This window comes from Acinetobacter sp. YH01004, assembly GCF_013420455.1.
GTDB lineage: Bacteria > Pseudomonadota > Gammaproteobacteria > Pseudomonadales > Moraxellaceae > Acinetobacter > Acinetobacter towneri.
The window spans coordinates 37,252-59,836 of record NZ_VOXZ01000008.1; the positions used below are offsets into that span (position 1 = coordinate 37,252).

At 40.5% G+C, this 22,585-nt stretch carries 22 protein-coding genes; 8 read left to right on the plus strand and 14 right to left on the minus strand.

The window, feature by feature from the left end; genetic code table 11:
* Positions 1-5: 5 nt before the first annotated feature.
* The 3 genes from FTT71_RS07325 to FTT71_RS07335 are packed head-to-tail and all read right to left on the minus strand — an operon-like array spanning position 6 to position 2,658.
* Positions 6-1,010, minus strand: a complete 1,005-nt coding sequence (locus FTT71_RS07325) for a YecA family protein (protein WP_070153169.1) — start codon at positions 1,008-1,010, stop codon at positions 6-8.
* A gap of 18 nt (positions 1,011-1,028) precedes the next feature.
* Positions 1,029-2,378, minus strand: coding sequence for a type II toxin-antitoxin system HipA family toxin (locus tag FTT71_RS07330; protein WP_154320132.1), 1,350 nt, complete (start codon positions 2,376-2,378; stop codon positions 1,029-1,031).
* Entirely contained in the window at positions 2,368-2,658 is a 291-nt protein-coding gene (locus FTT71_RS07335; RefSeq protein ID WP_070153163.1) for a helix-turn-helix transcriptional regulator, read from the minus strand. The genes FTT71_RS07330 and FTT71_RS07335 overlap by 11 nt, the downstream gene beginning before the upstream one ends.
* Positions 2,659-3,047: 389 nt before the next feature.
* Between FTT71_RS07335 and tnpB the strand changes: the two genes are divergently transcribed.
* The 6 genes from tnpB to FTT71_RS07365 all read left to right on the plus strand — a co-directional run bounded on the left by tnpB (position 3,048) and on the right by FTT71_RS07365 (position 10,126).
* Positions 3,048-3,338 (plus strand): IS66 family insertion sequence element accessory protein TnpB, encoded by a 291-nt coding sequence (tnpB, locus tag FTT71_RS13345; protein ID WP_257229831.1) that lies wholly within the window; start codon positions 3,048-3,050, stop codon positions 3,336-3,338.
* 74 nt (positions 3,339-3,412) lie between these two features.
* A complete protein-coding gene (locus tag FTT71_RS07345; RefSeq protein ID WP_180160837.1) occupies positions 3,413-5,017 on the plus strand; it encodes an IS66 family transposase in 1,605 nt (534 codons plus the stop codon).
* Positions 5,018-5,079: 62 nt separating this feature from the next.
* The gene (locus tag FTT71_RS07350; RefSeq protein WP_154320748.1) at positions 5,080-6,939 is read left to right on the plus strand and encodes an ABC transporter ATP-binding protein; all 1,860 of its coding nucleotides are present in this window, start codon (positions 5,080-5,082) and stop codon (positions 6,937-6,939) included.
* 227 nt (positions 6,940-7,166) lie between these two features.
* The gene (locus FTT71_RS07355) at positions 7,167-8,195 is read left to right on the plus strand and encodes an AraC family transcriptional regulator (RefSeq protein ID WP_004973729.1); all 1,029 of its coding nucleotides are present in this window, start codon (positions 7,167-7,169) and stop codon (positions 8,193-8,195) included.
* A gap of 71 nt (positions 8,196-8,266) precedes the next feature.
* A complete protein-coding gene (gcvH, locus tag FTT71_RS07360; RefSeq protein ID WP_096902550.1) occupies positions 8,267-8,641 on the plus strand; it encodes a glycine cleavage system protein GcvH in 375 nt (124 codons plus the stop codon).
* Positions 8,642-8,935: 294 nt separating this feature from the next.
* Positions 8,936-10,126, plus strand: coding sequence for an MFS transporter (locus FTT71_RS07365; protein WP_179994186.1), 1,191 nt, complete (start codon positions 8,936-8,938; stop codon positions 10,124-10,126).
* 123 nt (positions 10,127-10,249) lie between these two features.
* Here the strand turns inward: FTT71_RS07365 and FTT71_RS07370 are convergent, their stop codons facing one another.
* Both FTT71_RS07370 and FTT71_RS07375 read right to left on the minus strand, forming a co-directional pair.
* A complete protein-coding gene (locus FTT71_RS07370) occupies positions 10,250-11,308 on the minus strand; it encodes a 3-deoxy-7-phosphoheptulonate synthase (RefSeq protein ID WP_104851962.1) in 1,059 nt (352 codons plus the stop codon).
* A 517-nt stretch (positions 11,309-11,825) separates the two neighbouring features.
* Entirely contained in the window at positions 11,826-12,941 is a 1,116-nt protein-coding gene (locus FTT71_RS07375; protein ID WP_004973720.1) for an S-(hydroxymethyl)glutathione dehydrogenase/class III alcohol dehydrogenase, read from the minus strand.
* A 237-nt stretch (positions 12,942-13,178) separates the two neighbouring features.
* Here FTT71_RS07375 and FTT71_RS07380 point away from each other — a divergent pair, with 237 nt between their 5' ends.
* On the plus strand, positions 13,179-14,702 hold the full coding sequence (locus tag FTT71_RS07380) for a phospholipase D family protein (RefSeq protein WP_131261443.1): 1,524 nt from the start codon (positions 13,179-13,181) through the stop codon (positions 14,700-14,702).
* Between the two features lie 77 nt (positions 14,703-14,779).
* Here FTT71_RS07380 and FTT71_RS07385 read toward each other — a convergent pair whose 3' ends face one another.
* The 8 genes from FTT71_RS07385 to FTT71_RS07420 form a co-directional block, all read right to left on the minus strand.
* A complete protein-coding gene (locus tag FTT71_RS07385) occupies positions 14,780-15,370 on the minus strand; it encodes a uracil-DNA glycosylase family protein (RefSeq protein ID WP_104851964.1) in 591 nt (196 codons plus the stop codon).
* Between the two features lie 32 nt (positions 15,371-15,402).
* A complete protein-coding gene (locus tag FTT71_RS07390; protein WP_154320746.1) occupies positions 15,403-15,855 on the minus strand; it encodes an XRE family transcriptional regulator in 453 nt (150 codons plus the stop codon).
* Positions 15,852-15,995 (minus strand): hypothetical protein, encoded by a 144-nt coding sequence (locus FTT71_RS07395; RefSeq protein ID WP_004973580.1) that lies wholly within the window; start codon positions 15,993-15,995, stop codon positions 15,852-15,854. Before FTT71_RS07395 ends, FTT71_RS07390 begins: the two co-directional genes overlap by 4 nt.
* Positions 15,996-16,075: 80 nt before the next feature.
* Positions 16,076-16,786 carry an SGNH/GDSL hydrolase family protein gene (locus FTT71_RS07400; RefSeq protein ID WP_180160839.1) on the minus strand — a complete coding sequence of 237 codons (711 nt, stop codon included), beginning with the start codon at positions 16,784-16,786 and terminating at the stop codon, positions 16,076-16,078.
* A 162-nt stretch (positions 16,787-16,948) separates the two neighbouring features.
* Entirely contained in the window at positions 16,949-17,692 is a 744-nt protein-coding gene (locus FTT71_RS07405) for an SDR family oxidoreductase (RefSeq protein ID WP_004973576.1), read from the minus strand.
* A gap of 10 nt (positions 17,693-17,702) precedes the next feature.
* Positions 17,703-18,401 (minus strand): histidine phosphatase family protein, encoded by a 699-nt coding sequence (locus FTT71_RS07410; RefSeq protein ID WP_004973573.1) that lies wholly within the window; start codon positions 18,399-18,401, stop codon positions 17,703-17,705.
* Entirely contained in the window at positions 18,398-19,519 is a 1,122-nt protein-coding gene (locus FTT71_RS07415) for a phosphotransferase family protein (RefSeq protein ID WP_179994188.1), read from the minus strand. Before FTT71_RS07415 ends, FTT71_RS07410 begins: the two co-directional genes overlap by 4 nt.
* 130 nt (positions 19,520-19,649) lie before the next feature.
* Positions 19,650-20,891: an acyl-CoA dehydrogenase family protein gene (locus FTT71_RS07420; protein ID WP_004973568.1), complete on the minus strand. Its 1,242-nt coding sequence runs from the start codon at positions 20,889-20,891 to the stop codon at positions 19,650-19,652.
* A 93-nt stretch (positions 20,892-20,984) separates the two neighbouring features.
* Here FTT71_RS07420 and FTT71_RS07425 point away from each other — a divergent pair, with 93 nt between their 5' ends.
* On the plus strand, positions 20,985-21,902 hold the full coding sequence (locus FTT71_RS07425) for a LysR family transcriptional regulator (RefSeq protein ID WP_180160838.1): 918 nt from the start codon (positions 20,985-20,987) through the stop codon (positions 21,900-21,902).
* Between the two features lie 104 nt (positions 21,903-22,006).
* Here the strand turns inward: FTT71_RS07425 and FTT71_RS07430 are convergent, their stop codons facing one another.
* The gene (locus FTT71_RS07430; RefSeq protein WP_004973565.1) at positions 22,007-22,498 is read right to left on the minus strand and encodes a hypothetical protein; all 492 of its coding nucleotides are present in this window, start codon (positions 22,496-22,498) and stop codon (positions 22,007-22,009) included.
* Positions 22,499-22,585 lie beyond the last annotated feature (87 nt).

A 22,585-nucleotide genomic window follows, 5' to 3' on the forward strand; every position in this document is an offset into this window, starting at 1 on the left:
CCTTGCTATTTATTTATTGTGAATTGAAAAGTTTGTTTTAACAAAGGCTGTACCTGAATCACTCTGGCGACTTGTTCAGCGTTTATATAACGTCTTGGGTCAATCGTTACAAATCCCCAAAACTGCAAAAATCGCTCAATAAATCGTGATTCGATGAGCATACTTAAGTTTCTTTCTGGCGAGAAGTAATCATCCGTAGGGAATACCAGCAATAGATTAGGGAAAGCTGTCATCACCTCTTTCACAAGCTGCTCCACACTGTTGTGGCTTTGAATACGCCACAGCATAAACAACCAAAAAGTGCGCAAGTCGACATCGTATTCGAAACTGTCCAAATAACCCCAGTTATATTTGCTGATAGCGGCCTCTAACATAGGTTTGAAAAAGGCCTGTATGCCTAGCGCTTGATACTGCTTTTGCGCTGATTTTTTTACATGGTAGCGGCCACTGCGCCGATAAATAATACCGCTAATTTCGGCAAGCACTCGGGTGTAGTGCAAGGCATTAAATTTGTCTTCATTGCTGCCCGAAAACTCGCTGATGCTTATACTACGTTCTAATTGAGCAACGGCAAACTCAGGCAATAACTCACTGGCCTGTTTAACCAACTTAGCCGGTAAGTTGCCTTTACTCGTGGCTTTGAAGGAGCCTTCTTGCGCCATGGCCTCATCAAGAATGAGGGCTAGATAACGCATTATTGGGCTGGCAGAAAGAGAGTCGGGAGTGCAAATTGTCACCCACTTTAATTCATCAAAAGGCGCATAAAGCCAATTGGCCATTTGCGTTGGCGTTACGCCACAAAAATCGGGATGAGGTTGATGATTGCGTTCTTGCACTTTGTGCTGCAAAGCGGCATTGAGTTCATCAAGACTCAAATTTGGGTTCATTGCCAGCATGGTTTCAACATCATCGAAGACTTGGGCATGTTGCTTGGAAACGCTGCTCATACAACAACGTTTAAATTTTTTACCACTGCCACAATGGCAAGGATCGTTTCGGCCGAGCTTCATTACTGTCCCTTCTTATTGTTATAGAAAAAGCGCTGCATTTTCTTGTTTACGCTGCTCCAATGTCTTAGCAATCACGGACATTGTTGTTTTACTGATCCCTTGTTGCTTGGCAAGATACGTAAATTGGCTGATGGCTTCTGCGACTTCTTCAATAACTTGCTTTGCATCATTCCAATTCGCAAAGCCAGCACTAGTAGCAAGTTTTTGCATCACCTTAAGCGATGGCGCTTTGCCATAACCGCCGAAAGCAGTGGCGTGTTCGTTGAATGGATGTGGGCTGTAGGTAACATCGTAAAAAGGTGCAGGGTTCCATTGACCGTCATCCGCTTGCAAAAACGCCCAGTTTTTACTGTGGTCGTCTTGGTTAGACGACAGCAGGTTAAAAACGGCACGGCGAAATTGCAGCTGCCCAGCAGCAGGAGATTTACACAACTGACGGCTGGCTTTGATCAAGTCAATATAATCTAAACTTGGCGTTCGAAAGTCTGCATCCAGCAGCCCGCAAGCGCTGTGCATATGCAAGCGACCTGAACTGCGATTACCGCTTAAACGGGCCTGCTCCGTGACATAATCAAAACGCTTAAGCGCCAACCAGGCAGACGCACCGCTTGTAGTTGGTGCTTCAATGAGTTGCCAGACTGGTGGTTGGCACTTGGCAAGCTCGGCCATTTGCAAATAAACCGCTTCACACAACCCTTCTTCATGCCCGAGCGCGAGATTTTTCGAGGTAAACTTAATCAGCCAAGCCTCATCTCCAGGCTGAGCAAAGGTTCGACAATGCTGAGTTTCCCCTGCAGGCATATAAATCTGCGCCTTAGGCCTTGCTCCACCCGAACTACCACCGGCGACTAATGCGGCCAACACCTGTTGCGTATGCCCATCTAACTCATCGTGATTATCATCCATATAATCTGACATTGAAGCATCGAACAGCGTTTGTGCTTCTAAGCCCAAGGTTGCTAAATCAATGTCCGCGTATGTCGTGGCTGAAAACTCAGACACCGGAGCAAAAGACAGCGCTCCCATGCCTTTATCACCGACAAAGGCCAGTCTATCCATCGCCGTTAATTGATTAGGTAGGATGCCCTTTTGCCGGAAAATACGATCTTGTAACAACATGCCCCAGCCATCGGGCAAACAATCCCCAAATACGCCATGTACACCTTGGTGCGGCGCTTTAGGTGCGGCTTGAACTAGCGTATTCGCTTGCAAGGTAAACGGTGATAAATTGCCAAACTGCTGCAAATAGTCGTCAGTATACTGAAAAAAAACGCCTTGCCGATTCTGCGCCAAGACTCCAACAGATATCTGCTCACCTGAGCTTAGCGTACGAGTAACATTAAGCTTCTGAATCGGTTTAAAACTCATCTTTTAGCACCTCATCAATACTCATGGGTATAGCAGCGCGTTCTTTGCTAAGTTGCGTGAGCTGATAAAGCCTATCTAGCGAATCAAGTGTCTGCCATAGCAACAGCAATTGACGAAATGAAATTTGCCCGGTCAGCTCAAATTTCTTAATGGTGGCCGCAGGTACGCAGCTTCGCTCAGCCAATGCAGCGCGCGACAGCTTTGCCTGCTTGCGTAACTCACGTAAATAAGCCGCATAAGCTTGGCTTACATCGGTATCATCAAGTAAGGTAAAATTCATCCGCAAAGACCAAATGGATACAGTTATATCCATTATAGCGAAATAAAACATAAAGTGGATACTATGATATCCATAATTGCGTAGAGTGTTGAAAAAATCACTCGATAAAGCCCTTCAAAACTGCTATTTTTAGACCCTAACAGCAGCATAAGATTAACCCGTTAGGTCAGGTGGCCTAACTTAAATAAAAAAGTCTCCGACAAACCCGGTACGGTTCAGCCATATATAACTCCATCAACCTGATTTTTTACCATTCGGTTTACCTAATTAATCATCACAAAATTATGTTGGTGATTATTTGGTAAATTTTTAAAAACTTATGTGACCAAAATTAAACGATCTTAATAAACATTAATTCCAATAAAAATATTTTAAAACGTAAGTTATTGATGTTATTGTACTTATATACACAGCAATTTATACAATTTAATGTAAATTATGTTGGTGACTATTGCCAAGGTTGGGGTTTCTGTAATAAACGTGGCCATCGCATGAAAGTACTGGTACATGATGGACTGGGCATCTGGCTGTGTGCCAGGCGGCTGGAACAGGGCAAATTTCACTGGGCTCAAGTTCACCAAGGTGAAACCGTGGCCCTCAGCCCGGAACAGTTACAGGCACTGATCCAAGGTTTGCCCTGGCAGCGCATTGGACGACAGCAGGTGGTGACGATGCTTTAAACCAGGCTGTTCCATTCTGCTATTCTCCAAACGTTCTATTTCATTCTTCTCATGACCTCAGGCATACTGCGGTCATGAATACGCTGCCTGACTTAAGCCAACTGACCCATGAACAACTGCTGGAATTTACCCGGCAGTTGGCGATGCAGCATCAGTCTCTGGCACAATCAAATCAAGAATTAGAAAAATCAAACCAGCAATTAGATTCTAAAGTTCAGCATCTTTCCATTCTCAATCAAAAATACGAGCATGAACTGGCGCTGTTTAAAAAGCACAAATTCGCCCAAAAGAATGAACACTTAACGGCAAAACAAATCCATCTGTGGGATGAAGCGGTTGAAGAAGATATTGCCGCGGTTGATCTAGAACTGGAACGGCTAAATGCAGATAAAACCAATGCAGCGACACAGAAAGCCAAAACCAATAAACCTAAACGTCGACCACTGCCAGATCATCTACACACCATCCGTATTGAGCATGAACCTGCATCAACCCAATGTGCTTGTGGCTGCCAACTCCGTCGTATCGGCGAAGATGTCAGTGAAAAACTGCATTTCAGACCGGCACAGTTCTATAAGGAACAGCATGTGCGTGGTAAATGGGTCTGTGATCAGTGTGACACTCTGACTCAGCAAGCGATGCCCGCCTATGTGATTGATAAAGGCATTGCTTCACCTGAATTGCTCAGCCATGTGCTGGTATCGAAGTATGCCGATCATTTGCCGCTGTACCGTCAACGTCTGATCTATCAGCGGGCGGGAATCGAACTTTCTAGATCAACTTTATCTGACTGGATAGGTCGCTGCGGTGTAGAACTGGAACCTCTGGCCAATGCCTTAAAAGAGGTGGTACTACAACAGCAGGTGCTGCATGCAGATGAAACACCGGTCACCATCATGCGGATGGGTGAGAATGATAAAAAACCAAAGAAAGGTTATGTCTGGGCCTATGCCACTACACAGTACAATCCAGTTCAAGCGGTGATCTATGACTTTCAGGATAGTCGTTCAGGCCAGCATGCTGCAGAGTTCTTGAAAGGCTGGCAGGGCTATCTAGTCTGTGATGATTACAGTGGTTATAAAGCACGCTTTAAATCAGGCGATGTCATTGAGGTGGGCTGCATGGCGCATGCACGTCGTAAATTCCATGAACTGCATGTAACTGGGAAAAGTCAGGTCGCTGAACAGGCATTAGTGCTGATTCAGAAACTGTATGCGATAGAAGCAGAGCTCAGGAAAAAGACCGATGGTACAGCGGAAGACCGCCGCGAATACCGACAACAGCACAGCCAACCGGTGATGCAACAACTATATGAATGGCTCAACCAACATCATCTGACAGTGCCATCGAGTTCTCCCACCGCCAAGGCCATCAATTACACTCTGAAGCGTTGGCCAGCTTTAAGCCGCTATCTGGATGATGGCAATCTACCGATTTGCAATAACTGGGTGGAAAACCAGATGCGCCCCTGGGCGTTGGGACGTAAGAACTGGTTATTTGCAGGTTCGCTGCGCAGCGGTCAGCGAGCAGCCAATATTATGACATTAATCCAGTCAGCAAAGCTGAATGGGCTGGATCCCTATGCCTATTTAAGTGATGTGCTGAAAAGGTTGCCGACACATAAAGTGACTCAGATTGAAGAATTGCTACCACACCGCTGGAAACCTGAACCGAATTAAAAAATAGGCATGGGGTTCAGCGGACGCTTACAATTTAGGTTTAGTCATCAAGGTAACATCGTATGCTCAAGTGGTTCGAGAAACTTATAGATCCTTATCCAAATAAAGGTTTGACCGAACCCTTGCCAACCACGTTTTTTGCCTTTGTTTGGCAAGCAGCTTCAGGTGTACGTCCATATTTATTGTTATTGGTTTTATGTACTGCAGGCGCTGCCAGCTTTGAAGCTTTGCTATATGCAAAAATTGGCGATTTAGTCACATGGCTTAGTCAAAGTCAGCCAGATACTTTCCTTGCGCAACATCAGCAGAACCTTACTTTGCTGTTTTGTATTTTATTGGCCAATATCTTTTTTGCCAGTGCGCAGTCAATTGTGAAGCATCAAATGTTATACAGTGGTTTTCCAATGCGTTTGCGTTGGCGTTTCCACAATTTAATGTTGCAACAAAGTCTGGATTTTTTCCATAATGATTTTGCAGGAAGACTCTCTGCCAAAGTCATGCAAACCGCCTTAGCAGTACGTGAGTTTTGGGTCATTTTGGGCGATATGCTTGCCTATGTATTCATTTACTTTATTACGATTAGCCTAGTATTGGGCGCAATTTCTCCAATGCTCATTTTGCCGTTATTGCTATGGTTGGCTTTATTTATTCTTGCAGCAGCTTATTTTATTCCGCGTTTGAGCAAAGTATCTAATGAACAAGCCGATGCACGTGCAGTGATGACAGGACGTGTGACCGATGCTTATACCAATATCCAAACCGTAAAATTGTTTGCGCATGCAGGCCGTGAAAGCCAATACGCCAAAGCATCTATGCAAGAATTTATGGTGACGGTTTATAAACAAATGCGTTTGGGCGCTCAATATGAAATCAGCATCAATTTACTGAGCGTGGTGTTGTATGTAGGCGTTTTAGGTACTGCAATTTGGCTGTGGTTAAATGGTCGTGCAGAATTGGGGATTATTGCAGCCACCACAGCCATGATTCTTAAACTCAACAGTATTGCCGAGTTTATGATGTGGCAGACCTCTGCCCTGTTTGAAAATGTCGGCACCATTCAAGATGGTATGAAAACTCTTGGACGTCCAATTGCGATTCAAGACAAAGTCAATGCGAAGCCATTACAAGTTGCTCAAGGCGAAATTCAGTTTAAAGATGTCAGTTTTGCTTATAACAGTAAAAACGTGATTGACCAGTTTAATCTGCATATTCGTGCAGGCGAAAAAATTGGTATTGTGGGACGTTCGGGTGCAGGTAAATCGACCCTCATTCAATTGCTTTTACATTTTTATGAGCTCAAACACGGCTCAATTATGATTGATGGGCAAAATATTGAAGATGTAACCCAAGACAGTTTGCGTAAAAATATTGCACTTGTCACTCAAGATACTTCGCTATTACACCGTACTGTGGCTGAAAATATTAAATATGGTCGTCCTGACGCGACTGATGCAGAAATGTTTGAAGCTGTACGCAAAGCCAAAGCCGAAGAATTTATTCCACAATTGACCGATTTACGTGGCAAAAAAGGCTATGAAGCCTACGTGGGCGAACGGGGTGTTAAACTTTCAGGTGGACAACGTCAACGTATTGCCATTGCCCGTGTTTTCTTAAAAGATGCGCCTATTTTAATTTTAGATGAAGCCACCAGTGCGCTCGACTCTGAGGTTGAAGCGGCAATTCAATCGAGCCTCGATGAACTCATGCAAGGTAAAACTGTAATCGCGATTGCACACAGACTATCTACCATTGCACAAATGGATCGTTTAATTGTGCTCGATCAAGGACGTATTGCAGAACAAGGTACGCATGATGAACTGGTGGCTATGAACGGAATTTATGCACAACTTTGGCAGCGTCAAACAGGTGGTTTTTTAATTGAACAAGATAAAATCGTAAAACCATCGACTGATAAAAACTAGCATCTCCAGCAACTTTGCTGTAACTCAGGCTTTGATGAAATGCAGATTTATCGCATATAGTCAAAGCCTGTTTTGTCTAACAATTTCCATAGAATTTCTTTAATTTTCATGCCAAGATGCAATATGTCATCTACGTTCTTATGTCGCCGTTTGGCAAACTAAGATATGCATAGATGACAGTCGCTAAGGCAAATTAAAATAAAATTAGCAAATGCAATGGAACATGCATGAAAACAATATCAGCACGTCAGGAACAAGGTGTTCCAGGGGTTTATGGCTTATTGGTTTTGGATGTTGTATCCCGTTGGGGTTATAACGCAGATACCTTATTTGCACCATTTCAACTCAATAGCGAAATGTTGGCAGACCCAGAATGTCGTATTCCTACACCTATTGCCAATGAGTTGGTTAAACATGCTTTAAAACTTACAGGCGAATCGACGCTCGGTTATCATCTTGGTACGCAAATGCGCATTTCTATTCATGGCTTTATTGGCTATGCGATTATGACTGCGCATGAAATTAGTGATGCGCTGATTTTAGCCAATCGTTTTATTCAACTGCGTATGCCCTTTTTACAATTGTTTTTCTCAACTTTTGGTGAAAAAGCCAGTCTGCAATTGCAGTGTGATATTCACATGGAACCTTTACGCACAGAAATTGCCATCGCTTTAATTATTGGCATGATTACCATGAGTAAAGCCATGACAGGTACCGAACACTTTACAGGTGAAGTCGATTTTGACTTTCCTAAACCTGCAGGTTTTGATCAGTATTTTTCGAAATTTCCTTATCATCAATTCCGTTTTGATCAGCCGTATTTAGGTTTAAGTTTTGACAAGCAATATCTAGGCTTAAAAATGATTAATGCCGATCCTATTGCCAGTCAAATTGCGATTAATCAATGTGAAGCCGAACTTTCTGCTTTAGGTGAACGTCGCCGCATTTCTATGCGAGTACGTGATATTTTAACCCACGCAGAACAGCATTATTTAAGCATTGAAAATGTTGCCGACTATCTACACATGTCCGACCGCACACTCAAACGTCAACTGGCTGCAGAAGGTACTTCATTTTCAAACTTGGTCGATGAAGTACGTTATCGGCATGCAACTTCCCTGCTTTCCCGTACAGACTACACGCTAGAACAAATTGCCGATGAATTGGGTTATAGCGATGTGGCAAATTTTAGTCGTGCTTTTAAACGCTGGAGTGGACGCAGTCCGAGCAATTGGCGTAAAGATCCGTATTTATAAACTTTTGTTTTTAGCAAAAAGCATGTATAAAACATGGCAAAAAGATTCGATACAATTTAAGGAGTTATCAAATGAATCACCCAGCGGAATTAAAATATGCAAGAACACATGAATGGGTGCGTATTGAAGGTGATTTGGTCGTCACAGGCATTTCAGACCACGCACAAGATGCTTTAGGCGATTTGGTCTATGTAGAAGCACCTGAAGTTGGTCAAAAAGTAATTGCGGGTGAACAAGCAGGTGTGGTTGAGTCTGTTAAAACAGCTTCAGATATTCACGCCCCTGTTTCAGGCGAAGTAGTTGAAGTAAATAGCAATTTAGACGATGACCCTGACTTTGTAAATGATGAACCGTATGGCAAAGGCTGGATTTATAAAATCAAGCCAGACAATATGGCAGATGTGGAACAGCTTTTATCAAGTGCGGACTATGAATCTGGCTTATAAGCCTTAAATTTGTAGTGTTTAATCGCTCAAATTCAAAGAAATCAGCTTCGGCTGATTTTTTTTGCATTGCAATTTGCGAAATAAATAAAATTATCTTTATTTGATAAAATAATTAAAAAAATAGAATTAAAATCTAATTTTAGTTTTAATTTTATTAAATAACTATACTTTTCACATAAATGGGTTTATTATTTTTTGCATGATCTTACTGTGTGATGACTTCCAATAACAAAGCATCTGTATAACAAAGTACACATTGCACGCTACTCCACTCACCATATATAGGTTTAAGTTATGTCTGCTATAAATGCTGAACATTTATGGAATAAGTCGTTTATTCTCTGCTTATTCAATAACTTGTTCTTATTCATATTTTATTTTGCGCAAACGACAGTTTTGCCTATTTATATTGTGAATGAGTTGGGTGGTAGCTTGTCACAGGCAGGTTTAGCCATGACTTTGTTTATGTTATCTGCAATCGCGATTCGCCCATTTAGCGGTTTGATTATTGAAAAATTTGGTGTAAAGAAAACCTTATATGTTTCTGAAATCATGTTTTGTCTGTGTAGCGTGGCATACATTTTTGTAGATAGTTTACTGTTTCTACTCGTACTGCGTTTTTTACATGGGATTTGGTTCAGCATTGTCACCACAGTTACCGTCCCTATTGCCAATAACTTTATTCCAGACAGTCGCAAAGGTGAAGGTATGGGCTATTTTTTGGTGTCAGTAAATTTAGGGATTGTATTGGGACCTTTAATTGGTTTAAGTCTGATTCAAAGTGTTTCTTATGCCAGTATTTCTACCTTACTATCCGTCAGTGTTTGGGTAGGTTTCGCCTTCTGTTTAATGATTCCAATTGCGACCCAAAAAGTAAAAACTGAAACAACACCTAAACGTAAATTAGGGCTTCAAGATTTTGTAGAGAAAAAAGCAATTCCTGTATCACTCATGGCGATGATGGTTTCTTTCGCGTATGCCAGTATTATGTCATTTATTTCCACCTTTGCAGAATCACGCAATATGCTGTCTTATGCGAGTTTATTCTTCGTGATATTTGCAGTTTCGATGATGATTTTGCGCCCAATTACAGGCAAAATTTATGATCGTAAAGGGGCGAGTTATGTGATTTATCCTGCAATTATATTATTTGCTTTAGGATTAATTGTCTTGAGTCAGGTACACAGTGTATTCGGTTTTATGTTGGCTGCTGCATTAATTGGTGTAGGGTTCGGGTCTGCCCAACCTTGCCTGCAAACCATTTCAATTCAACGCTCCCCTAAAGATCGTATTGGTCATGCCACATCTACGTATTTTTGTTGTTACGATATTGGTATCGCCTTAGGCGCGTTAATTCTAGGTTGGATTATTGCGGGTTATGACTATACCGCAGCGTATTTGCTCTGTGCTGTTGTGACCTTAATCAGTTTAATTTTCTATAAATTTGTTGTGGCTAAACAACCTAATGCAGATATTCAGGCTTAGTTTTTAATAGCAGCAAAAGAATTGTTATTTTAAAAACTAATCTAAGATGAGTTGATTTTTAAATACTCTCCCACCCAAAAAACCTGAAATTTCAGGTTTTTTGGGTTTCTGGAGTTTTATTTTTTATGCAGTTTTAGCCAAAACCTGACGATTTAAGCTTTCAGCGACCTCAATAAGCAGTTGTTCAGTCTTATCCCAACCCAAGCAGCCATCGGTAACAGATTGACCATAAGTCATCTCGCAAGAAATCTTTTGATTTCCATCCACCAAATGACTTTCTAACATGATGCCACGGACTTGCGTCTGTTCACGTTCTGCCACAATGGTACGCAAGACTTGCGGTTGTTGTTGTGGGTCTTTATGGCTGTTACCGTGACTACAGTCAATAATCAATGCAGGCAACTGCCCTTTGGCTTTGTGCTGAATTTTCTCAATTTCTGCCAATTGATAATTTGGCCCTGAATTTGCGCCACGTAAAATTAAATGCGCGTGTGGATTACCTTGTGATGACAAAATAGCAGGTAAACCCGACTGGCTCATTCCCATGAATTGATGTGGATGACTTGCCGATTGAATTGCATCTAATGCAATTTGAATTGAGCCATCAGTTCCGTTTTTGAAACCAATGCTATACGGCATGGCGCTAGAAATTTCACGGTGAATTTGTGATTCACTGGTACGTGCGCCAATTGCACCCCAAGCCAGTACATCATCAAAATATCCCGTTGCCATTGGGCTTAAAATTTCAGAAGCAATTGGTAAACCCATTTCTATAATTTGTAGATACAGTTCACGTGATTTTTCTAAGCCTAATTGCATGTTTGCAGAGCCATCTAAGTCTGGGTCATACAAAAAGCCTTTCCAGCCTACCGTAGTACGTGGCTTTTCGATATAGGCGCGCATCACCAAGAAAATTTGATCTGAAACTTGGCTTTGTAATTGTTTTAATTTTTCTGCGTATTCGAGTGCTGCTTGCGGATCATGAATTGAACAAGGTCCTGTAATGACCAATAAGCGAGGGTCTGTGCCCGCTAAAATGTTCTGAATAATCTGTCGATGTTGTGCGATTTGTTGTTTTAGCGCAGATGAAAGTGGGAGTTGCGCTTTGAGTTGATGCGGTAAACTTAAACTAATTTCAGTATTGTTGGTCTGTTGTTGTAAAGCAGTATTTAAAGCATTCATTGGTCTGTTCCTTTGGACTGTTTCTCTTTTTTACAGTCCGATCATTTATTTCAGCGTTATGGGTCTAATGGATTGCAAGGTTTGAGTCATAGATTGACTAAAGTAAAACCAATAAAAGTTGCTAAAGTATGAATAATTAACGTTGTACATGATTAAATCTCCGAAAAACCTATAAAATTCAAAACACCAGACATAAAAAAACCTGATCAGGGTTGCCGATCAGGTATCAACTGGTGGGCAACCTTTTGCCCGAACGCGACTCAGGCAATCATTGAAACTGCCAAAAGTAATAGTAAGCGTTTGCGATTAAAGGTTGCTTTAACATCTTGTTTTCATCAAAAAATGAGCTGTTAAAATTAAAATACGCTGTATTGTTCCGTTTGGCAATCCTTTTTGTAAAATAATTTTTATTGGATGTATTTATTAAAATTAAGCTACTGTTTTAGCGAATCCAGGGGTTAAAAAAACCAAGCCGAAGCTTGGTTTTTGTTGGGTCTTTATTTAAGCGCGTTACTCATCATTGATCAAAATGAATCACACTACGAATAGATTTACCCTCATGCATTAAATCAAAGGCTTCATTAATTTGGTCTAGCCCCATGGTGTGCGTTACAAATGGTTCGAGTTGAATATCACCCTTCATGGCTTCTTCAACCATGCCTGGCAATTGCGAACGACCTTTTACACCACCAAACGCAGTTCCTTTCCAAGTACGACCTGTCACCAATTGGAATGGACGAGTTGAAATTTCCTGACCTGCACCTGCAACACCAATAATAATGGATTGTCCCCAACCACGATGCGCACATTCCAAAGCGGAACGCATCACATTGGTATTTCCAATACATTCAAAAGAATGATCTACGCCCCAACCTGTTTTTTCCACAATGACTTCCTGAATTGGGCGGTCATAATCTTTTGGATTTAAGAATTCGGTTGCACCAAATTGTTCTGCCAATTTGAATTTCTCTGGGTTGGTATCAATGGCGATAATACGGCTGGCTTTGGCTTTATGCGCACCTTGCACAACAGCTAAACCAATACCACCTAAGCCAAATACCGCAACGGTATCGCCTTCTTGGACTTTTGCAGTATTTTTAACTGCACCTAAACCAGTTGTAACACCGCAACCTAATAAGCAAACTTGCTCATGATTGGCTTCAGGATTAATTTTTGCTAAAGATACTTCAGCAACTACCGTATATTCACTAAAGGTTGAACAGCCCATGTAGTGATAAATCGGTTGTCCATTATAAGAAAAACGTGTCGTGCCATCAGGCATTAAACCTTTACCTTGTGTCGCACGTACGGAAACGCATAGGTTGGTTTTACCAGATTTACAGAATAAACATTCGCCACATTCTGCTGTGTAAAGCGGAATCACATGATCGCCTGGTTGAACACTGGTCACACCCTCACCAACTTCAACCACAATACCTGCACCTTCATGGCCAAGAACTGCAGGGAAAACACCTTCAGGATCTTCACCCGATAAGGTAAATGCATCGGTATGGCATACCCCTGTGTGGGTGATTTTGACCAAGACTTCTCCAGCCTGCGGCGGTGCAACATCAATTTCAACAATTTCAAGCGGCTGACCTGGGCCGAATGCGACGGCTGCACGTGATTTCATGAGCAAATTATCCCTAAAAAATACATTAACAGATGATAAGGGGCTGCTGACAATTCGTCTATGTTTGCGATGTGAGAGAGATATCTCGCAAGCTATTTATAAAATATCAACAGACTCTCACAATACCCTCTTTCTATTCAGAGTTTCAAGCATTAACATGAGGATAATCTCCATGTATAAATACAGAATGACTTAAGAATAATCATGAAGATCCAAAGACCTTGTTACTGGCTTGGAATGTTGGCTTTTTTCGCTATTTTACTGACAGGATGCAGTTTACCGATGAATCAAGCGAGCAAAGATAGCCCTGTTGAGCATTATGTAGATCATTGGCTGAATGGTCAGGAAATTGATGCACATTTATCCCAAAATTTAACAGCGTATCTTTCTCTAAATGATGCCTTTAGTAGCATCGCCTCGCGTTTATATTTGATTCAAAAAGCACAGCACCATTTAGATTTACAATATTACATTTGGGAAGATGATTTAATTGGTCAGTTGATGTTGGCTGAACTGCTCAAAGCAGCAGATCGTGGTGTAAAAGTTCGTTTATTAATTGATGATCAAAATGGTACGCAACTTGATCCAACCTTAAAACGGCTTGCTCAGCATCCTAATTTTGAAATAAAAATTTTCAATCCGTACAAATATCGGCATTTTCGTGTGATGGATTATTTGTTTCGTTTTAAACAAATCAATCGCCGTATGCACAATAAACTAATTATTGCCGATGGGGCGATTGCCGTGACAGGTGGGCGTAATATTAGCCGTGAATATTTTGATGCCAGTGAAAATTTTCAATTTACTGATATGGATATTCTATTCTATGGCAGTGCTGTCCCCCAAGCCAATGCCGTGTTTTTAGAGTTTTGGAATGACGAACTAAGCTATTCAGTAAAGCAATTATTAGGCACAGGCAACGCGTTGCAATTGAGAGAATTGCGTAATCGCTATGAATTAAATGCCAAATATAAAGATAAAATTCGTGAACGTGTGGCTAACGCGCAAGAAGAAGTCAGCATCAAATTAGAACAACATCCTGTACAGTGGGTATGTGCGCATTTTGTGGCAGATTCTCCGAATAAAATTCGGGGTACAGCTCAAGGCGAGCAACTGATTTACAAACAAATGTTAAAGTTAATGGGTGAGCCCAAACAACATTTAGAACTGGTTTCTGCCTATTTTGTCCCAACAGAAGATGGTCTTAAAACACTCACTCAACTGGCTGAAAAAGGAATACAGATACGTGTATTGACCAATTCATTTTTAGCCAATGATGTGCCTTTGGTACATGCATTTTATCAGCAGTATCGCGTAGATTTACTTAAATCAGGTATTCGTTTATATGAATTTAAGCCTTATATTGAACGAAAAAAGCGTACTTGGTATGAAGTTGCAACGGGTAACGTAATTCCTGCCAAAGGCAAAAACGCCTCGAGTTTACATGCCAAATTCTTTGATATAGATGGCATGGTCTTTGTAGGTTCTTTTAACCTTGATCCTCGTTCTGCAAAATTAAATACCGAAGTTGGCTTGGTGTTAGAGTCTGAACAATTGCAAAACGATGTTTCTCAATCTTTAGACCGCTATTTGCCACAAATTGCGTATGAACTGCAATTAGACGAAAACGGTCAAATTATTTGGTTAGATCATCAGGCAGATGGCAGTATTCAAACGTATCATCATGATCCTGAAACCACACAGTTTCAGCGTTTTATGATGAAAACAGTTTCATTATTCCCTATTGAATGGATGATGTAATGACAATAGATAGACATTAATTATGGAAGCGTATTTTTCTTTCTCTGCCATCACTGTCTACAATTATTTAAAGTTACTTATAGTAAGCCTATTTCTTTAAATAAGTTAAAATACGCTTCTGCCTTTTTCTCTAAAGCTAAAGGATAGGCTCGTGAAGATGAAGGCATCCGATATAAATGCAGCTCACGCTTGGCAAAATAGCAATGTGTCGCCTGCCCAATTTGAGGTTTTTCGGCAGATTCAGGCATAGATAACATGAGTGTATCAGTCGCTTTATCGCCTGTGGTCATAATGCTTTGACATAAAGGTATCTTGCTTAAAAGTGCTGCAATATCCATTGGTTTTTCAATCTGTAAAAATTTGTCTGATGCATTGCCTTTTAAGCGAATCACCTGCTGCGCCGTATCTGAAATAGCAATGCCAGTGGTGTTTAAAAAATCAATAATTTTATGAAGATGAAAATTTTTAGCTTCTAAATCTAAAAAGTAGTTTTTATCTTGAAAAAAGCATAAGCCCAAAATTCGCCACATATCATTTTGATAATTCGGATAATAAAAATCCATTTTCCAACGGCTTTTAGGTGGTGGAAAACTCCCAAGCATTAACAGCTTGGCATTGGCTGGTAAAAAGGGTTCGAGTGGATGGGTTTCTATTTTAGAATCAGACATTTATAGATTGAACCTTTGGTCTTTAAATTAAGCTAAGACATTGCAGTACGAGCAACTTCATAATGATTTTTATGTAACTTCCCTTGATTGAATAACCATGTCGCAACTTCTGGCCAAAAATACATTGCAGATCTAGATGCAAGTCCATACATCGGACGTGGAAAGTTTCCGTCACCACGTTTATTTTGCGCATATAAAGATAATGCTTGACGAGTCATTCCAGCACGTTCAGCCATTACTGCCAAAGTTGAATAACCTTGCTCTTCTACTATCAGATCATGAAATCCTAATGAGCGAATATTGTCTAATGCTGAGTGAATCGCTTGTTCTGCATTTTCAGCTTCACGGTCAAACTCAAGATAAATTGTATCGTTATAACTGCAAACTAATGCATCATCACAACCCGCTTCAAAGAACTTATCTTCTAGCACAGACAGATCAGAACGTGCGTCACGTACCACAACAGTAAAGTGATAGTTATTCATAGTTCATCTCCATGACATTGCTTTACTTTACGCAAGATTTGTTTTGCATGTGCTGATTTACCTGAATCGACAACATCCCAGCCGTTTTCAATCGCATATTCAATTGCTTCGCGAATATGTTTATTGGGATGTTTCTTCATATTTTCATTCTGCTTGATGATTTAATTATAATTTAGTGTTGACGATTGTTAACACTATACCATTATTTAAGTTAATTTACCTAAAACCACTCCAAAATCCTATCCGAGACTTCTTTCCCCCAAATCTGGTAAATTTCTTTACTTGGATGAAAACCATCTTTTGCCATTTCTAAATTCATGGATTGATATTTTCGAATATCATATTCAATCCATTGCATATCTTCTTGTTGTGCAATCATTTTTTCTAATTGTAAGTTCATTTGTTTGGCGTATTGTCCAAATAGCCAAGACAATGGATTGGGCAATGCAGGAAATAAATGCATTGGTGGAACGCTCGTAGCAATGATTAATTCAGGTTGGAATTTTGCTTGAATAAGTTGATAAAAATGTTGCTGTTGTTTAATCCAAGTCTGTGCCGACATTAAGCGTGTTACATCGTTGACACCAACAGAAGTAACCACAACATCATATTTTTGATTTACCAGTTTTTTCGTTTTTTGAATGACTTGTGAGGTAGTATCTCCAGACTGCGCCTCTAAACGCCAATGTACTTGGTACTGATGCTGCAAAGCAGAAATCACCGCACCTAAAAGCGCATCATTTTGATGTGCTACCCCAACGCCTGCAGCGGCAGAATCGCCTAAAATCAATAATGACAGCGTTTGCCCTTGCCCTGTAATACCTTCTCGTGCGCCTTCGGCTTCAGGCAATCGGATCGTGTTCTTTTTAACACGACTTCCCTGAATCACCAAAGCGGGAATTAAGGCAAGGGTTGCTGTTCTAAGCCACATCACATTTCACTCTTAAATACGAAAACCGAAAATACAAATTTTAAACCCAAACAAAAGTAGAGACTCAAATATAAAAATAGCATCGTGTCATTTAAAGTGATTGCATTCATCATCAGCTTTAAATTTCAGGATGCTATTCAAATACTATGATATCGCTGCTATTTAGCCGAGTTTATTGACCAATTTTAATGGTAAAACTTTCATAGCTAAGCCCAATGGCAACCATGGCCATTTAGGTACATAGGCTTTAATTGGCGCTTTTTCAATTTCTGCAGCAAGTAAGCGTGAACCTGTTTTTTCATCAACTTCAAAAGGCAGTTTTTTTGCACCTTCGTTGATTTCGGTACGAATATAACCAGGGAAAATAGTCGTAACTTGAATAGGTGTATCAATTAATTCTGCACGAATTCCTTCTGCTAAATGTGCTACTGCAGCTTTACTTGCACCGTAAGCAGTAAGATGTTTTGGCATACCACGAATGGCACTCATAGATGAAATCATCACCAAATGCCCTGAGTTTTGCTCACGGAAAATTTCAACCGCGGCTTCACACTGCGCCAAAGCTGAAATAAAGTTGGTTTCTACTGTGGCTTTGTTGATGGCAAAATTACCTTTACCAATGCGACGTCCTTCGCCCACGCCTGCATTGACAATAATGCGGTCAATTTGTCCAAAATCTTGTTTAAATTCACGAAACACCTGAAACACCTGATCATAATTGGTGACATCCAGCGTTTTTGCAATAACACGAATACCAAACTGGCTTTCCAGTTCTTGTTTCAGCGTTTCCAAACGCTCTAAACGTCGGGCGCAAATTGCAAGGTTATAACCCATTTGAGCAAATTCACGTGCCATACCCGCACCAATACCTGAACTTGCACCTGTAATTAGAATTGTTTTTGTCATGGTTTGATCCTTAAATCCAAGTCAATAAATTTGAGTTTTCAGCTTTAATAAAATGATGTTCATTCAAGCTTAACAGTTGTGGTTCACTGCCGACCAAACGTAAAGTGGTGATACTTGAGTTAGTAATTGCCCAGTTCAATGCAAAGGTTTTATTGGGCGTTAAGCCTAAAATTTTACCTGCAGCCACAGAAATCACACCACCAGAAGTAAATACCACAGCATATCGTGGTTGTTTTTGGGCTAAGTCATCACATAAATGCTGCAATGCATCTTCGACACGCTGTTTAAAATGCGGCCAAGATTCTTCATATTCATGGTGATATTCACCGCCCGTCCAGCGTTCTATCGCACCTTCAAAAATTTTTGCCAAATATGCACGAGGATTGACCTCTTTGGCGACATCTTCTTTCATCAATTCAGGTTGATTAAAACGCGGTTCATACTGCGCGAAAACCTGTTGATGATTAAACTCGTTCCATGCGCTGTCGGTATGAATTTCGACCTCAGGAAAACATTCTGCCAAAGCCAGTTGTGCAGTTTGCTGATGGCGCTGCATTGAACCAGCCACCACATAGGGTGCTTCTTTTAAAATGCGATCAAAATAACGTCCGAGCAATTTGGCTTGTAACTCACCATTAGGCGAAAGTTGATCATAACTTTCTGCCCCAAAAGATGCTTGCCCATGACGAATTAAATAAATGGTGGTCATTTCGGCATCAATTCCTTAAATTTGGCGATATATTTTTGTGCTAGTTCATTTGCTTCCAGTTTTTGTAAACCAATTAACTTTAAGGCACGAATATGCAAAGCATGAATGACAATCCAGAAATCCTTAAATGCAGGATTATTGGTTTGCTTGTGGAAATAACGATAATAAATTTGCTGGGCGATCACCGCTAAACGGAAAATTCCAAACACTTCATAGAATGTCCAGTTATCGGTGCTCAAGCCTGTTTTTTGCAAATAATAGTCCACCACTTGCTGACGTGTGAACATGCCTTTTAAGTGCGTTGGTTGACGACGGGTGGCTTTAAAAATTTGATTATCGGTATCTTCAACCCAATATGCCAAAGCCGAGCCTAAATCCATGAGTGGATCGCCCAGTGTTGCCATTTCCCAGTCCAAAACGCCAATCACTTGAGTCGGATGTTTCGGGTCTAAAATCACATTATCAAAACGCCAGTCGTTATGAATAATGCAGGTTTTTGAATCTACAGGAATATGGTCTAACAACCATTTACGCACATATTTAAAAGATGGCACGTTGATGGTATGTGCTTTGGCATAGCGTGCATCCCAACCTTCTACCTGACGTCGGCAATAACCATCACCTTTCCCTAATTTTTCTAGCTCAGTTCCTGCATAAGGTACTTGATGCAGCTCAATCAGTTTATCAATGACATTTACACAAAGTTCATGTACTTGAGTTTCGCTAAAATCAAGCTCTGGTGGCAATTTTGCACGTGGGATAATGCCTTCAATACGTTGCATCACGTAAAAATCGCAGCCAATTACAGCTTCATCCTGACACAACGCCACCATTTCAGGTAACACAGGATAAAACGGGGCTAAATTCTTTTGCACATGATATTCACGCGCCATGTCATGTGCAGATTTAGCTTTAGTACCTTTGGGCGGACGACGCAAAATTAAATCAGCATTGCTGTACTTAAGGCGATATGTCCAGTTCGATGCACCGCCTGAATATTGTGTGACTTCTACAGGTTCTACGACATCGACATTTTGTTGTTTTAACCATGCTGTCACTGCCTGAATATCGAGTTCTTCGCCTTCGCGTACTGTGCCGCCTACATCAATAACTGACATTATTTTTCCCTAATTTTCCAATTTTTTTAATCTAACATAGATTTTCTGTGTTCTCTTGAGATGTTTCGGCAATATCAGAAATATTGCCGAATACACTACCAAGCGACACAATAAAAAATTCGCAACTGACTTATTTTTTGCGGCTGCTACGATAACCACGTTTAGCCAACTCAAGTTTGGCAATCATGCCTTTGTGTACTTCGTCTGGTCCATCGGCAAGACGTAAACTACGCGCTTGGGCAAAGAAACCTGTCAACGGTGTATCTCTAGATACGCCTGCACCACCATGAATCTGCATCGCCATATCAACTACTTTTTCCAAGACACTTGGTGCAACCACTTTAATGGCAGAAATTTCGGTAAGTGCTGCCATATTGCCTAAAGTATCCATTTTATAGGCTGCATAGAGAGTTAATAAACGTGCTTGGTCAATCGCCACACGTGCTTCCGCTACACGCTCCAAATTGCCACCGAGTTTCAGAATTTCCTTGCCAAATGCGGTACGACTCATGCCACGGTCAATCATCAACTCCAAAGATTTTTCGGCTGCACCAATACAACGCATACAATGGTGAATACGCCCCGGACCTAAACGACCTTGTGCAATTTCAAAACCTTGTCCTGCACCGCCAATAAAGTTGGCAACAGGCACACGCACGTTATCAAAACTGACTTCGCCATGACCGTGTGGCGCGTCGTAATCACCAAATACAGGTAACATGCGTTGAATTTTAACGCCCGCAGTATCCACAGGGACTAAAACCATAGAGTGTTGATGATGACGGTCTTTGGTTTCATCGGGTGTATGCGCCATAAAAATAATAATTTTGGCATTTGGATCGCCCAAACCTGAAGACCACCATTTACGACCATTCAAGACAATTTCATCGCCGTCTACGACTGCTGTTGCCTGCATATTGGTCGCATCACTTGAAGCCACTGCAGGTTCAGTCATACAAAACACAGAACGAATTTTACCTTCAAGCAGCGGTGTCAGCCATTCTGCCTTTTGTGCTTCAGAACCATAGCGCCATAAAACTTCCATGTTGCCGCTGTCGGGTGCATTACAGTTAAATACGGTTGGCGCAATCAAACTGCGTCCACTCAACTCTGCAATGTGTGCATATTCTTGTACCGACAAACCTTGTCCTAATTCTGGACAAGGTAAAAACATATTCCATAAACCTGCAGCTTTGGCTTTGGCTTTTAATTGTTCTAATTGTGCTGGCCATTGCCATTTAGTCCAGTCACCACCCTGATTTAATTCGTGAACTTCTGCCCAGAATTCAGCTTCAATCGGCTCAATTTCTTTGGCAATAAAGGCTTTGGTACGTTCTATATAGTCTTTGGCGCGTGCAGATAGCTCAAACATGGTTCAAATCCCTTAAAATATTGTATTCATTGCTTTACAACACCTTAACTTGAAAACTAATATGAACAAAATGATTTAATTCAATAAAACACTATGAATCATGTTCATAACAATGCAAAAGTTGATCTTGCCGTTTTTCATCGTTTAGACATCAATTTATACCCGATGTTTGGTGCAATTTATGAGCAGCGCAGTATTTCCAAAGCTGCACAAATTTTGTGTATTAGCCAATCTGCCGCCAGTCATGCTTTGCAGCGTTTAAGACAACATTTACAAGATGATTTACTGGTGCGAAGTGGCAATAAAATGTTGCCTACGCCTTTTGCCGAGCAAATTTATCCGACTATTAAAAATGCCTTGTTGGCGATTCAAAGTATTGCAATACAGAAACAGCAATTTGAGCCGAATATGTTGCAATCGCTCAAAATTGCTATCCATGATGAAATTGAACCGATTATTTTTCCTAAATTGGTGGCGCATTTTCAAAAGTTGAACTTGGATTTTCAATTTCTGAGCCAAAAATTAGACCGCAAAACGGTTTTGGCAGATTTAGCAACACAACAAATTGATTTTGTAATTGATTTAGAACAAAACTTTGGCGATAAAATTCAGTTTCAATCCTTAGTTCAAGACCAATTTGTGGTCTGTAGTTCACAACAAGAAATGAATACTGCACTTTATTTATCTTCTGCACATATTGGGGTTTCATCACGGCGTACTGGTATGTTGCTAGAAGATATTTATTTGCATCAAAAGCAATTATCACGGCAGGTTTTTTTACGTTGTCAGCACTATTCTACGGCGTTACAGATTTTACAGCAGCATCCTCAAGCCATACTAACTATTCCTAAAATGATTTTAAAGCATTTGAATATGAGCCAAAAATTGAATATTTTTGATGTGCCTGTAGACTTGCCTGTAATTAATATGGGGATGTATTGGCATAAAGATTTACAGGAAAATTCAAGGCATTATTTCTTAAGAGAGGAAATTTCTAAAATCTTTGCTTAGGCTATTTTGAATTAATCTTGAATTTGCAAGTGGTTGCTAATCGTCTTGTATGATTCTATAAAAAATAAAAGCCGCCGAGACAGCTTTTTAATATGGGTTTGTTCTTAAAACTTCGCTTCCAATACTTTTGTAGATACTTTGCCTTTCCATAAATCACGCAAAATTGGCAAATAGAACTTTTCACCTACTTCTACCAATTCAGCATCAATTAAGGCATGTGTTTCATGCATAAATAAGTAATCTAGCTCCACAGTTTGTAATTGTTGTTGTGCTTTGGCGAAATCTTTACGTTTTTGTTGGGCTTGTTTCACTAACTGATCTGCAAATGTCTTGCCCTTGAACTGACTGAGCGCATTTAAACGTAATTCAATCACGCCCCACCCACTGAGCAGCAATTTAAATAACTCTAAATCTGCAGTGGTTGATTCCCACGTCATTTCTTCCAGATTTTCATTTTCAGGCAATACAGGTAGTAAAAGCTCCATTACACTTGGAAAAATCTTTTTAAAATTCAAGATAAATTTAACAGGCTGCTCACCCGGGTAATCTTTAAATTGCACGTGTTGCTGAACATCTGTTAAATAAATTGAGAGCATTGAAAATTTCCGTAGTTAAGATATTGAGTTGCTTATAAAAAAATTAAATTTTGCAAAATAAATGCAAAACTTTAGCAAAACAGTATT